Raw genomic sequence first — 13,205 nt, forward strand, 5'->3', positions numbered from 1 at the left:
TGCTGAAGAATAATGATGGAAGGACGGATTAGCGTGGCAGATGCTCCCTTGATTTACCTTGCCGGCGCCGGGGAAACCGAATGGCAACCGGACAGCCCGGTGCTGTACCAGTACCGCAACGGTGAAACCGTACAATGGCTTGCCCTGGGTGAGGCGCTGGCTGCCTGCCAGGGCAGCAAAGTCGCTGTGGTTGTCAGTGTCTCCTGTGCAAGGCTGACCCATGTCACTCTCAGCCGCAAACAGGCACGCCACCTCCAGCGAGTGCTTCCTTATTTGCTGGAAGAACAGCTGCTCGATAATCCGGATGACCTCTGGTTCGTTTCCCGCAAGGGGGGCGGCGACGACTATCAGGTGTCGGCGGTGCGTCGCGAACTGATCACCAACCTCAAGCAATGGGCGGGGGAGGCCGGTGCCCACCTGGCCTCATTACAAGTCGATGCGGATTGCCTGCAGGCCGTGCTGCCGTTGACTGCAGACCTGGGAAATGGCCAGCAACTGTTGTTAATTGACCGGGAGCAGGGGCTGGTTATTGACGAAGACCAGCAGGAAGCGTTTGCCCCGCTGTTGGGTGACAGCCTGGATCAGGCCCGTCAGGTCGACCTGCAAGTCCTGTTTGCCGACCTGCGCCATCGCCACGGACAGGAGCTGCTTACCGGCCCTTACATGCCACGCCAAAACCGCAGGGAAAGTGCGCTGCTAGGGCCCTGGCGTCCGGTTGCCTACCTGGCAGCGGCTGTATTTCTGGTGGCCGTGGTGGCCGTTTGGGTCCAGCAGTGGCGTTATCAACGGGCGGCGGATGCCGCCCTGGCGCAAGCCAAGGATCGCTATGAGCAACTGTTCCCCGGAGACAAGGCAACCTCTGCACTGAATCGCCAGTTTCAGGGGCGTCTGGCTCGCCTTGGTGGTGGTGCGGATGGTGGCGGTGCGGCCTTTTTCCCGCTGCTGGCGCCGGTAGCGCAGGTCCTCAAGGACATGAAGGTGGAGCCCAAGCGACTCCAGTATGATCAGCGCCAGAATGTGTTGCTGGTAGATGTGGGGGCCAAGGATTACGCCCAGCTTGAAGCCCTGCAGAACGCCATAAGGAAGCAGGGAGGCAATGCTTCCATTGCCAATTATCGCAACGGCGCCCAGGGCGTCAGTGCGCGGATCAAGGTGGAGCAGCCAGGATGACATCTGCTGAATTGAAGAAACTGGCTTCCGAACGCTGGTCGCAGCTGGAGCAGTGGTATGCCAGCCGAGAAGCCCGCGAACAGACGGTACTCAAAGTGCTCGCCGGGGTGGCGGTTTTCGTGGTGCTGTATTGGTTGATCTGGGCGCCGTCACTGGCTGCCAGGGATCAAGCCCGCCAGCAATACGTGGCTAACATGCAGACCCTGGAATGGATTAACGCTAACAGCGGTGCGGTGCAGGCCGCCCGTGCCGGCAGCAACAGCAATAGCCGTTTGCCCGACAACTGGGTCAGTGATGTGAGCCGCAGTGCGGATGATTTTGGCCTTACCCTGAAAGGCTTTTCCCCGGATGGCAATCGCTCAGTCCGTATCCAGCTTGAAGAACAGCCTGCCGCCCAGACCGTGCTCTGGTTGCAGTCCCTGCAAGAGAAGGGGGTGCAGCTGGGGAACCTGGAAATGACGCCGGGAGGCAAATCCGGCACTGCAACCGTTCGGGCAACTCTGCAGCAATAATATGACGCTTCGCCTCCTTCTGGCTTTCAGTACGCTGATTCTCGCCGCTACGGTCGACGCTCAGTGTCGCTTCGACCCTCTTGACCGCGGCCGAGTGGTGAAAATTTCCGGTGCCCAGCTCCCGGCTGCATCCGCAATGGAGCTGTCGGCCCTGTCGGTAATGCGGGTTGAGCGGGGGCGTTTTGTCCCGGTGGCCTATCAGTTTGATGAAATGGACCAGAAGGGCATGGTCTGGTTTGAGGACTCCGGCTTTGCGCTTGCCGGTTCACCGGGCCAGCTGGATGCAGATGACCAGCTTTTGATGATGCTGACAGATGCCGGGCCGCACGCTCCGGAGGGGCTCGAGCCTGAACAGGGAGAAGTGATCAGCGAACTCACCGTTGCCGATAGTTGCCATTTTTATCTGGTGCGAGGCAACAATGAGCGTAGTGGCAATTATTATGTGGCTCACGATGTTGATAGCGGGGAAACCCGTACAGCGCTCTATCGGCTGGACGTGGATCCAGACAACGAACTGAATTGGCATTATCTCGGCTACCGCGGGTATCAGGGTGAAGGCTCCATCATTGATACCTTGAAGATGCGCATGAGCGCAGGGGTGCTGTCCCGGTTTACCCGCATGACACTGGATAACCATAATCTGCGGCCGAAACGTGTGGGATTTTCTGTGGGGCCGATCCGCTCGGTCATGCACCTGCGCACCCGGGTAGTGCTTGCTGGCATTCCCGTCATGACCATCCAGGTGCAGGCCATGCGTTATGCATCTCACTATGAAGCTCACACCTATGCCAAAATTCCGGACCTTTACCGGGCCACACTGAAAGAGCCGGAAGTGTCGGTGACGGTAGATGGGAATAATCAGTCAGGTGCCGCTGTGTACACAGCGAATTTTGTCGATAATCCGGTCATTGTTGACGGCAAGGCGGATGATCAGGCCTTTGCAGATCAGACCATGACCATGGATGCCAACTGGATCCTGTTTGACAGCAAGCGTGATTTTGCGTTGCTTACCCATCTGACCGTTCCTGATGAACTCATGGAAACGCCGTTGGCGCTGATTTATCAGGATGATGCTTCGCTGGCCGTTGAGCCCGAGCAGTTCCCCGGCCAGTGGCCCAACCTGGGATACTCTCTGCACGGGTGGCCGCAGCCGGAAGAGCTGCGGTTTACGGTGAGCCTGTATTTCGAGGATGGACTGGAAGGGTTTGCGGCGGATGAGTTCGCGCGTCAACGATCTGCCGTGGTGCCTGTTCAGATCAATCAATGAGAGGGTGTGGAATTTACCTGGTCATGTGTCCCGCACCCTCTTTCTCCCCACCGTCAAGACGGCGTTTGTGGTTAGAAAGGTCGGTCCGGTACCAGCGAAATAGCCTCTTCACGGGTCAACGGTAACCATATATCCCCTTTGACCGTGGCGTTTCTGGCCAGGAAGGCGGAGTTCAGCGGGAACTGGGCCGTAAATCCGTAAATAATCAGACCGACACGATCCCCGTCCTCGAGCGGCTGACTTACCGCCGGCAATTCCATGTTGTGGATGCCCTTTTCCGGTAGCGGCGTGAGTTGTTCGCTGGCAACGTGTACCCGGCGGCGGTTGGCGTGCTGAATCCCCACCCCCACAAACACCGGCATGCTTTTACCACCGGAGGTGCCGGCCAGGTTCAGATCAATGCGCGGCTTGCCCAGCAGGACTTCATCATCGCCACGTGCCACATAAAGGGGAACAAATTTGGGTCGCCCGAAGCCGCCATTGGGCTTCAATTCCCGCAGGTCGGCACCAGGCCACATGGCACGGAACATGTCACCACCGATATCGAAGCCGGCCATCAGCCACTCGAAGGCACCGGCCAGGGGAATGGTCACGCGGGTAGGGGAGAGGCTATAGCGGCTACCGCCATCCATAATCCCTCCGCCTTCCATGGCAAGCCCCCGGTCGCTGGTTACATTGATACAGTATTGCGGCACGCTGGGTTCTTCGCCGCGCAGTTTTTCGTCCCACCAGTTAATGATGGTGTCCACGGTGGTCTCGCTATAGTCGCCGCAGTGCACCATGTCATCGGTCTGGTAGAATGGGAGCCAGCCGCGCCATTTCTGGATAGGCCAGGGCATCACATGGCCGCTTTCCAGGCCGATGATCCTGGCGTCACGGCCCTGTGCCTGCCAGCAGTCGTAGTTCATTTCTGCCTGCTGAAAAGGGAACAGGCTGTCGCTGAAGCCCTGGATAAAGAGGGCATCGGCATAGGGTGTCTTTCCCTGGTCGCAGAAGCTGGCAGCGCTGCGTTCGTACATCAGCGTCTGCATGTCTCGGCTGACAGTGCCATCGAAGGCGCTGCGCCAGGGGTCGGCAAACATCTCGCCGATATCAAAACCGCTATTGATTCCGCCAAAGCCAAGTAATACTGCGCCCCAGGCAGTGCGAAATTCGCCATTGGGAGCGATACTGTTCATGTCGTACCAGCCGGTGAGCGGAACCAGAGCTTTCAGGCGAGGCTCGGTAAATGCCGCCAGGGTTTGCAGGCCGGCACCGTAGGACTCGCCGATCATGCCGATGGCGGGGCTGCCGTCTTCCAGGCGTTTGACGCCGGGCAGATGGGACAGTGACCAGTCGATCACCTGACTCAGGTCTGCCACTTCATAATCCGGGTCCATCATATGCACTCGGCCGTCGGACTGGCCCCAGCCACGCTGGTCATAGAAGACCACCCAGTAGCCGGCTTTCCAGGCGGCAATGGCAGCTTCACCGGTGAGAATGGCCTTGCCGTAGACTGATAGTGGCCGCTTGGCGCGGAAGCCGCCAAAGCCATGGGTGGCAATCACCAGTGGCGCACTCTGGCCGCTTTGCAGCTCCGGTTGATATACCGTGGCGGCCAGTTTCTTGCCGTCCCGGGTCGGGATGCGAACCTGGTAGTAATCGGCTTCCAGGGCTTGCCTGGCAAAACGATCATTGGTGTTGGGAAGTGTGGTGGTACAGCCGGTAATGGCGATGGCGCCCAAAAAAAGGGCTATCGACATGAAGAGCGGTCGCATGGCGCTACGTCCTCTGTTTATTATTCTGGTTTATGCTTGTGGGGTGCTATGAAAAAAACAGTACAAAAATGCCCGATCGCTGCCACTTTAGTGTGGTTCTTCTACGCTGTCACGGCTGTATTGCTTTCCGTGCTGATCAGTTGGGCGCTGTACAGCCTGGCCAATTATGGGTATGGCTTCTGGTATCAGCAGCTCGATATCGGTGCACACATCGAAGAGTACGGCCCACAGAATCGCTTCCGTTATGGTTTTGAGCAATTGCCGAGCGAGCAACACCATCGGGCATTCGAGCAAATCCGTGATGCCGTTCACCAGCAGGGTGAAGGCCTGGCAGATATTCATTACACGCTGCCGGGCAAGCCACCGATACCGCTTCTGCACGAAGCGGAGGTCCGTCATTTGCAGGATGTGGCAGACCTGATTGATGCCGGGCGCTGGCTGATGTTGGCCCTGGCGTTGCTGTGGCTGCCGCTGGCCGTGTTATGTATCCGCCTGGGGATACCGCCCATGCGGCAACGCTTGGGGATAACTGTTTTCGGGGTAGGGGCTGTGATAGCGTGGTTGGCCGTTGCCGGGCCGACTCAGGTTTTCTATCAGTTACACGTGTGGCTATTTCCTGCCGAAAATGAGTGGTTTTTTTACTGGCAGGATTCGCTGATGAGTACCCTGATGAAAGCGCCGGTACTGTTCGGGGGAATCGCCGCGGCAATCGCTATTGGGGCGCTGTTGCTGATACCGGTGTTGTACTGGTTCGGGCTGCGGCTGTCGAAAAACATCGTCAAACAAGAATCAGGTCATGGGCATTGAAGTACTGACTGCTGACGCGCAGGGCAGCGAAAACCTGCAGCGCTGGGCGGCCATGGGGCTGCCTGTGCCGCCAAGCTGGCGGGTGGGCCGGGATGTGGTGCAGGACAGCTCCCCGGAATCGCTGGCACAACAACTGCGCGCCTTGCCGCGCATGTTCAGCGAAGAACGTTATTGGGTCCTGCAACAGGGGCCGATGAATCCGGATTCGCGCCGTGAAAGCTTGCTCAATCTGGACTCCGATGAGTCTCTTGCGGCGGCGTTGCGCAGCATCTTCCAGCGAGAACAAGGGCCGGATCATGTAGTGATTCAGGCATTGCCACGGCAGCAGGCTGCCGGCGTACTTTTCACCCGCCACCCGTTAAGACAGGACCTGCCCCATATGGTGGTGGAAGGGGTGCTTGATGGTAGCAGCGAGCGCCAACGGCTGATCTTCGATGATGATGGCCGTCTGGTGCATGCCTCCCACGAGGAGCTGGCACTTGGCGACCAGGTGGGTGCGCCACTGTTGCGCGAGCTCCATGAGCGCCTTAAACAAAACTTCCAGCGCCCTCAGGCCGGTGAATGGGTCTTTGATGGGCAGCAATTGTGGCTGTTGCAAACCTTGCCGGTGGGCTCACTACCCATGCCCAGGGAGGCATGGACACGCCGGGCAGGGAACGGATTGTTCACTCAGGTGGAAACGCCATTGTGGTACACCCTGGCAGGGCGCTGGCTGAAAACCGCGTTCTGGGAGCCACTGGTTGTCCGTGAGGGGTGGCAATCGCTGGCCAAGGTTGAACCCTACCGTCGCCAGCATAGCCACCTTTACACCAACTGTGCATTTTTCCGTGAGCTGCAAAGTCAGCATGCAGGGGCCAGCCGCTTCCTGCCACCGGCATGGCAACAGCTTGAGGGTCGTGCTGATCCGGTTACGGGCAGCCACCTGGCGGACAGATTCACGGTTTACCGGCACCAGCTGACGCTGGCCAGGGTGAGCAGGGATTTGAAGCGCTGGCAGCAGCCGGCCGCTACCCAGGAAGGGCTATGGCGCGCCTTCATGCAGCTTGACGGCATGGGCGAACGACTGAGCGGCGTGGAGGGGGAAGTCGGATACCTGGCCTTGCCTGACCGCAGCTGCCGCTACACGGCGCCTTTTCCTCTGGAAATGCTGGTTACCGGTGCCGAGAAAGGTGCCATCGATGCTCTGGTGGCTGAGCGCCCCGAGGCATTAAGGGAAACCGGTCTGCGCCCGGGGGCTGACCCGGTACACGCGCCACTGAATGAAAGCCCTGCACAGGCCGGCAATCTGAATGGTTTGTATGCCAGCGCCACAGGGGATCTGCCCGCCTGTGCCGAGCCCTCAGTGGACGATGCTCGCTGGTTGTCACTGGCTCGCCAAGCCCGTGGCCTGCGCTTTGCCATCGGCAACCGGCTGCGTGCTCTGCTGCGCGCCATGGGTGCTGTGGCGGTTAATCAGGGGCGGCTACAACATCCGGATGATATTTATTTTCTGTACTTCGATGAACTCTGGCAGCTCTGGATGGGGCAACAATTGCCTGCCAGTGCCAGTCGCGAAGTGATTGGCGACCGCAAATTACGTTACCTGGATGACGGTTTGCAGGGGGCGCCGGACTGGAAAATGGACCAGATTGGTTACGGTTTTGGCGGCGGTCAGCGCCTTAGCCCGCTGCTGCGCGGCTTGCCGCTGGTGCCGGGCAGGGTAGAGGGGCCGATACGGCGGGTGTGCAGCGCCTGGAGCCTGAATCGGATCTGCCCCGGGGATATCGTGGTGATCGATCAGGTGGAGCCTGCCTGGTTGCCGTGGCTGGTTCAGGCTGGGGGGCTGGTTATCGCCGAGAAAGACCCTTGCAACGGTGCAGCCAGCCTGGCGGTCAGCTATGGGATTCCTGCCATCTGGTCCGCCAGTGATGTGATGCACAGTGTCCAGGATGAGCTGATTGGTCATCTGGATGCCACCCAGGGCAGTCTTGATGTGTCCGCGAAGATTGCCGAAGATTGAACAGGTATCGTCTCACCATGCGGCCATGCCATGAACAACGATAATAATCAGCAGGAAGAAGATACCCGCCCCTTTGTGGCGCCCTGTCACAGCATTGCCCCGTCGGCGCCTTTGCGCTGGTTGCGCAAGGGTTGGCAGGACTTTCGTGCCGCACCGGGGCCAAGCCTGATCTATGGTTTTATCATGGTCGGCCTGAGCTATATGATCACGGCCGCCACCTGGTGGTTTGGCAATATGGGCCTCTACCTGGGGCTGATTTCCGGGTTTGTCTTTCTCGGGCCGATTCTCGCCCTGAACCTGTACGATATCAGTATTCAGATCCAGCAGGATCAGACCCCGACACTCAAGGAAAGCCTGCGCCAAGCCCGGCATTGCATGGGAGATGCACTGACCTACACCGTGATAATGATTGTGGTGTTTCTGATCTGGGCGCGGGCGGCGAACCTGATTTATATCTTCTACCCGGTGAATGAATGGCACTGGAACGACATCCTGCTGTTTTTCGGGGTGGGCAGCAGTGTCGGTGCGGTTTTCTGCGCCATTATCTTTACCGCCAGCGTGTTCTCGCTGCCGATGATCATGGATCGTCGTACGGATATGGTGACAGGCGTGATTACCAGCATTAATGCGGTATTACGCAACAAGCTGGCGCTGTTTCTGTGGGCCTGCCTGATCGGGGTGTGTTTACTGGTGGGCCTGCTGACGGCCTATCTGGGCCTTGCTGTGCTGCTTCCGGTGCTCGGCTATGCCACCTGGCATGGTTATCAGGAATCCATTGATGCCAGCGACTGGGAGCCCCGTTTCGAGCTCCCGCCTCAGCGCCGCTGAAGAGTGCGGTTGTGGAGCGCCTCTAAAGGCGCTCGTCCAGCGCGTCAGCCTTGTTCTTCGTCCATATAGCCCAGCAAATGCGGCACCATCCGCTCAATCTCCTTGCGCGTCATTCCCTTGCGGGCGGCATAGTCGTCCATCTGGTCCTTGGCCAGCTTGCCGGTGCCGAAGTATTTGGCCTCGGGGTGTGAGAAGTACCAGCCGGACACCGCCGCCGCTGGCAACATGGCGTAGCTTTCCGTCAACGTCATGCCGGCATTGTGTTCCGGGTCCAGCAGCTCCCACAGCAAGGCTTTCTCGGTGTGGTCCGGGCAGGCCGGATAACCGGGGGCAGGGCGGATGCCCCGATATTTCTCGCTGATCATGTCCTGATTGCTGAGTGCTTCGTCATTGGCATAGCCCCAGTACTCCTTGCGGACTTTTTCGTGCATGCGCTCAGCCAACGCCTCGGCAAGACGATCCGCCAGGGCCTTGAGCATGATCGAGGAGTAGTCGTCGTGATCTGCCTCGAAGCGAGTCACGTGTTCGTCAATCCCGCTACCTGCGGTAACGGCGAAGCCGCCGAGCCAGTCGGTGAGGCCGGTTTCCTTGGGTGCGATAAAGTCACTGAGGCAGAAATCCGGCTTTTCGTTCTTGGTCCGGTCTAGCTGCTGGCGCAGGTGATGAAGGGTCATGAAAGCCTCCTCATCACCGGGGTTGCGGTACAGCTCGATATCATCCATGACTGAGTTTGCCGGCCAGAAACCTATTACAGCACGGGCAGTTAGCCACTTTTCTTCAACGATTTTCTCAAGCATTGCCTGGGCGTCACGGTAGAGTTTGGTGGCTTCCGTGCCCACCACCTCGTCTTCCAGGATGCGCGGGAATTTGCCAGCCAGTTCCCATGACCGGAAGAAGGGCGTCCAGTCGATGCGCTGAACCAGATCTTCCAGGGGATAGTCGTCGAACACCTTCAAGCCTTTTACTTTTGGCTCAGGCGGGGTGTAGCCGGACCACTCTGGCTGGAAGCGATGCTGCCGGGCCTGCTCGATGGAAATCAGGCTGCGATCTACCTGCTGCTGCTTGCGACGCACACGCAGGCCTTCGTAGGTTTCCTTGAGCTCTGCGACATAGTCGGCCTTGGCGGTCTTGGAAAGCAGCTTGGAGGCCACGCCCACAGCCCGGGAGGCGTCGGCCACGTGAACCACCGCCTCCTGGTAGGCAGGATCGATTTTCACGGCGGTATGGATGCGACTGGTGGTGGCGCCGCCGATCATCAGCGGCAGATCCATGCCCAGGCGCTGCATTTCGCTGGCCACATGGACCATTTCTTCCAGTGACGGTGTGATCAGGCCGGACAGGCCGATGATGTCTACCTTCTCGGCCTTGGCGGTTTCCAGGATCTTTTCGCAAGGCACCATGACGCCCATGTCCACCACGTCGTAGCCATTGCACTGCAGCACCACGCCAACGATGTTCTTGCCGATGTCGTGGACATCACCTTTCACCGTGGCCATGAGAATTTTGCCGTTGGCCTCGTCCTGGGTGCCCAGCTCTTCCTTTTCCTTTTCCATGTAGGGCAGAAGGTAAGCCACGGCTTTCTTCATCACCCGGGCAGATTTGACCACCTGGGGCAGGAACATCTTGCCCTCGCCAAATAGGTCGCCGACCACGTTCATGCCATCCATGAGCGGGCCTTCGATCACATGCAGGGGGCGGGCCGCATTCTGGCGGGCCAGCTCAGTGTCTTCTTCCACGTAATCGGCGATGCCTTTCACCAGGGCATGTTGCAGGCGCTTTTCCACTTCCCATTCGCGCCAGGCCAGGTCTTCCTTCTTGACCTTCTCTGCACCGCTGCCACGGTATTTTTCTGCCAGATCCAGCAAGACCTCGGTACCGTCCTCGCGCCGGTTGAGGACCACATCCTCCACGGCGTTGCGCAGCTCCTCGGGAATATCCGAGTACACCGCCAGCATGGTCGGGTTGACGATACCCATGTCCATGCCGTTCTTGATGGCGTAGTACAGAAACACCGCGTGAATCGCTTCCCGGACGGTGTCGTTGCCGCGGAAGGAGAAGCTGACGTTGGACACCCCACCGGAAATCATGGCGTGGGGCAGGGTGCGCTTGATATCGCCTACTGCTTCGATGAAGTCCACGGCATAGTTATTGTGCTCTTCGATGCCAGTGCCGATGGCAAAGATATTCGGGTCGAAGATGATGTCTTCCGGCGGGAAGTTCACTGCTTCGGTGAGCAGTTTGTAGGCGCGGGTGCAGATCTCCACCTTGCGTTCGCGGGTGTCAGCCTGGCCTTCTTCATCAAAGGCCATGACGATCACGGCGGCGCCGTAGCGGCGCAGCAGGCGCGCCTGATGCAGGAAGGCGTCTTCGCCTTCCTTCATGGAGATGGAGTTCACCACCCCTTTGCCCTGGATGCATTTGAGGCCCGCTTCGATCACCTCCCACTTGGAGGAGTCGATCATGATCGGCACCTTGGAAATTTCCGGCTCCGATGCCACCAGGTTGAGGAACTTCACCATGCACTCGGCGGATTCCAGCATCCCCTCGTCCATGTTGATATCGATGATCTGGGCGCCGTTCTCCACCTGGTCACGGGCCACATCCAGGGCGGCGTCGTAATCCTCTTCCTTGATCAGGCGCAGGAAACGCTTGGAGCCGGTCACATTGGTGCGCTCGCCCACATTGACGAACAGGGAATCCTTGCGGATGGTGCAGGGCTCCAAACCGGACAGTCGGCAGGCCACCTCAATCTCGGGGAGCTGGCGCGGCGGCAAATCTTCCACAGCCTCAGCCATGGCGGCGATATGTTCCGGTGTGGTACCGCAGCAGCCGCCGATGATGTTGAGGAAGCCTTTTTCTGCCCAGCCACGAATTTCCTTGGCCATGGTGGCCGGGTCCAGATCGTACTCACCCATTTCATTGGGCAGCCCGGCGTTGGGGTGGGCGGACACATAGGTTTCGGAGATCCGGGACAGCTCTTCGATGTAGGGGCGCAGCTCCATGGGGCCCAGGGCACAGTTCAGGCCGACACTGATCGGCCGTGCGTGGCGCAGGGAGTTGTAGAAGGCCTCGGTGGTCTGCCCGGTGAGCGTGCGCCCGGAGGCGTCAGTGATGGTGCCCGAGAGCATCACCGGCAGGTCCAGGCCATTCTCGTAGCAGTACTGATCCACCGCGAATACTGCTGCCTTGGCGTTCAGGGTATCGAAGATGGTCTCGATCAGAATCAGGTCGATACCGCCTTCTACCAGGCCATCCAGCGCTTCCAGGTAGGCGTCGGCCAGCTTGTCAAAGTTGGTGTTGCGGAAGCCAGGGTCGTTCACGTCCGGGCTGATACTGGCGGTACGGTTGGTGGGGCCGAGTACGCCGGCCACATAGCGTGGTTTGTCCGGGGTGGAGGCTTCGTCAGCAGCCTGTCGGGCCACGCGGGCGGCCGCCACATTGATCTCCCGCGCCAGATCCTGCATGTCGTAGTCGGCCATGGCGATGGACGTGGCGTTGAAGGAGTTGGTCTCGATGATGTCAGCGCCGGCGTCCAGATAGCCCTTGTGCAATTCCTTGATCCGCTCCGGCTGGGTCATGCAGAGCAGGTCATTATTGCCTTTCAGATCACTGGGCCAGTCGGCAAAGCGGCTGCCCCGGAAGTCTTCCTCGGTGAACTTGCAGCCCTGGATCATGGTACCCATGCCACCATCCAGAATCAGAATGCGTTGTTGCAATTGGGCGGTCAGGGGCGCACGCACGCTCTTGGGCATTGAAGACTCCGACAGGACAGCAAATGTGACCGCGCATTATACCGGCCAGCCCGACAGATACCCAGACATGAGCATGGATTGATAGGAAATCGGAGCCCTGAGGGCCTTGAGACTGGTCACGGACGCGTGAAGGTTTCATTATGTGCAGCAAGCCGGTGGCTGGGTGGGGCGCCTGCCTCGTTTTCACCAGGTGAAACCTTTGTAAAATCCTGCTTCGCCAGATCGATGCATCTTGGGCTGAACGCAGGAATCGGCATAATTCGCGCTCACTGGATGAGGAGTACGTTTAATGGATCAATATCTGTCTCAACTTGAAACCTTTGCCAACGAAAACCTGATGCCCTACGCCTGGAATATCATCGCGGCGCTCGTCATCTTTATTGTCGGTAAATGGATCGTGGGCAAACTGGCCGGCTGGCTTAGCCGGGTGATGGACAAAAAACTGGATACGGAAGTGGCCAAGTTCCTTGGCAATATCATCCATGTGCTGCTGTTTGTCTTTGTCATTATTGCCTCTCTGGATCAGCTGGGCGTGCAAACCACATCCCTGGTTGCCATTCTTGGTGCCGCCGGCCTGGCCGTTGGCCTGGCGCTGAAGGATTCCCTGGGCAACTTCGCCGCCGGGGTAATGTTGATCATGTTCAAACCGTTCCGGGTCGGCCATTACGTGGAAGCGGGCGGCACCTCCGGCACCGTGAAGGAAATCCGCATCTTTGCCACGGTCATGAACAGCCCGGATAACAAGGTGATCACCGTGCCGAACGGGTCAATCATGTCCGGTAATATCACCAATTATTCTGAATTGCCTACCCGCAGGGTAGATATGGTGTTCGGTGTTGCTTACGATGCGGACCTCTCCGTGGTGAAGAAAGTCCTGGAAGAGGTACTGGCTGCCGATGAGCGGGTTCTGAAAGATCCGGCTCCGACCATTGTGGTAGGCGAGCTGGCTGATAGCTCTGTGAACTTCCTCTGTCGTCCTTGGGTGAAGAGTGCGGACTACTGGCCGGTACTCTGGGGCACCACGGAAACCGTGAAACGCCGCTTCGATGAAGCAGGGATTGGCATTCCGTTTCCGCAGATGGATGTGCATCTGGACAAGAGTGAGTAGAGGAG

The 13,205-nt window shown here is 58.8% G+C and carries 9 protein-coding genes; 7 read left to right on the forward strand and 2 right to left on the reverse strand.

The features are described from left to right. The first annotated feature begins 33 nt into the window (after positions 1-33). From gspL to Q0Y02_RS02035, 3 genes are read left to right on the forward strand one after another with little or no spacing between them, the layout of a single operon-like run. Positions 34-1,170 (forward strand): type II secretion system protein GspL, encoded by a 1,137-nt coding sequence (gene gspL, locus Q0Y02_RS02025; RefSeq protein ID WP_297763662.1) that lies wholly within the window; start codon positions 34-36, stop codon positions 1,168-1,170. Further along, complete coding sequence (locus Q0Y02_RS02030) at positions 1,167-1,682, forward strand: type II secretion system protein M (RefSeq protein WP_297763665.1); 516 nt, start codon at positions 1,167-1,169, stop codon at positions 1,680-1,682. The genes gspL and Q0Y02_RS02030 overlap by 4 nt, the downstream gene beginning before the upstream one ends. A 1-nt stretch (position 1,683) precedes the next feature. Beyond that, positions 1,684-2,949 (forward strand): hypothetical protein, encoded by a 1,266-nt coding sequence (locus Q0Y02_RS02035; RefSeq protein WP_297763667.1) that lies wholly within the window; start codon positions 1,684-1,686, stop codon positions 2,947-2,949. A gap of 71 nt (positions 2,950-3,020) precedes the next feature. Here the strand turns inward: Q0Y02_RS02035 and Q0Y02_RS02040 are convergent, their stop codons facing one another. Beyond that, the gene (locus Q0Y02_RS02040; protein WP_297763670.1) at positions 3,021-4,706 is read right to left on the reverse strand and encodes a CocE/NonD family hydrolase; all 1,686 of its coding nucleotides are present in this window, start codon (positions 4,704-4,706) and stop codon (positions 3,021-3,023) included. Between the two features lie 48 nt (positions 4,707-4,754). On the opposite strand from Q0Y02_RS02040, the gene Q0Y02_RS02045 reads away from it, so the two are divergent. The 3 genes from Q0Y02_RS02045 to Q0Y02_RS02055 are packed head-to-tail and all read left to right on the forward strand — an operon-like array spanning position 4,755 to position 8,340. After that, on the forward strand, positions 4,755-5,513 hold the full coding sequence (locus Q0Y02_RS02045) for a DUF1461 domain-containing protein (RefSeq protein ID WP_297763673.1): 759 nt from the start codon (positions 4,755-4,757) through the stop codon (positions 5,511-5,513). Then, complete coding sequence (locus Q0Y02_RS02050; RefSeq protein ID WP_297763676.1) at positions 5,503-7,512, forward strand: PEP-utilizing enzyme; 2,010 nt, start codon at positions 5,503-5,505, stop codon at positions 7,510-7,512. The genes Q0Y02_RS02045 and Q0Y02_RS02050 overlap by 11 nt, the downstream gene beginning before the upstream one ends. A gap of 30 nt (positions 7,513-7,542) precedes the next feature. Next, complete coding sequence (locus tag Q0Y02_RS02055; protein WP_297763679.1) at positions 7,543-8,340, forward strand: DUF2189 domain-containing protein; 798 nt, start codon at positions 7,543-7,545, stop codon at positions 8,338-8,340. Positions 8,341-8,384: 44 nt separating this feature from the next. Here the strand turns inward: Q0Y02_RS02055 and metH are convergent, their stop codons facing one another. Next, positions 8,385-12,092, reverse strand: a complete 3,708-nt coding sequence (gene metH, locus Q0Y02_RS02060) for a methionine synthase (RefSeq protein ID WP_297763681.1) — start codon at positions 12,090-12,092, stop codon at positions 8,385-8,387. 289 nt (positions 12,093-12,381) lie between these two features. On the opposite strand from metH, the gene Q0Y02_RS02065 reads away from it, so the two are divergent. Then, positions 12,382-13,200, forward strand: a complete 819-nt coding sequence (locus Q0Y02_RS02065) for a mechanosensitive ion channel domain-containing protein (protein ID WP_297763683.1) — start codon at positions 12,382-12,384, stop codon at positions 13,198-13,200. Positions 13,201-13,205: the final 5 nt, after the last annotated feature.

It is taken from the genome of uncultured Alcanivorax sp., from assembly GCF_947258575.1.
Lineage (GTDB): Bacteria > Pseudomonadota > Gammaproteobacteria > Pseudomonadales > Alcanivoracaceae > Alcanivorax.

Excerpts from the sequence above, each read along its gene's own strand:
- Q0Y02_RS02030 (WP_297763665.1), top strand. The coding sequence starts at position 1,167 with ATGACATCTGCTGAATTGAAGAAACTGGCTTCCGAACGCTGGTCGCAG.
- Q0Y02_RS02035 (WP_297763667.1), top strand. The coding sequence starts at position 1,684 with ATGACGCTTCGCCTCCTTCTGGCTTTCAGTACGCTGATTCTCGCCGCT.
- Q0Y02_RS02040 (WP_297763670.1), bottom strand. The coding sequence starts at position 4,706 with ATGCGACCGCTCTTCATGTCGATAGCCCTTTTTTTGGGCGCCATCGCC.
- Q0Y02_RS02045 (WP_297763673.1), top strand. The coding sequence starts at position 4,755 with ATGAAAAAAACAGTACAAAAATGCCCGATCGCTGCCACTTTAGTGTGG.
- Q0Y02_RS02050 (WP_297763676.1), top strand. The coding sequence starts at position 5,503 with ATGGGCATTGAAGTACTGACTGCTGACGCGCAGGGCAGCGAAAACCTG.
- Q0Y02_RS02055 (WP_297763679.1), top strand. The coding sequence starts at position 7,543 with ATGAACAACGATAATAATCAGCAGGAAGAAGATACCCGCCCCTTTGTG.
- metH (WP_297763681.1), bottom strand. The coding sequence starts at position 12,092 with ATGCCCAAGAGCGTGCGTGCGCCCCTGACCGCCCAATTGCAACAACGC.
- Q0Y02_RS02065 (WP_297763683.1), top strand. The coding sequence starts at position 12,382 with ATGGATCAATATCTGTCTCAACTTGAAACCTTTGCCAACGAAAACCTG.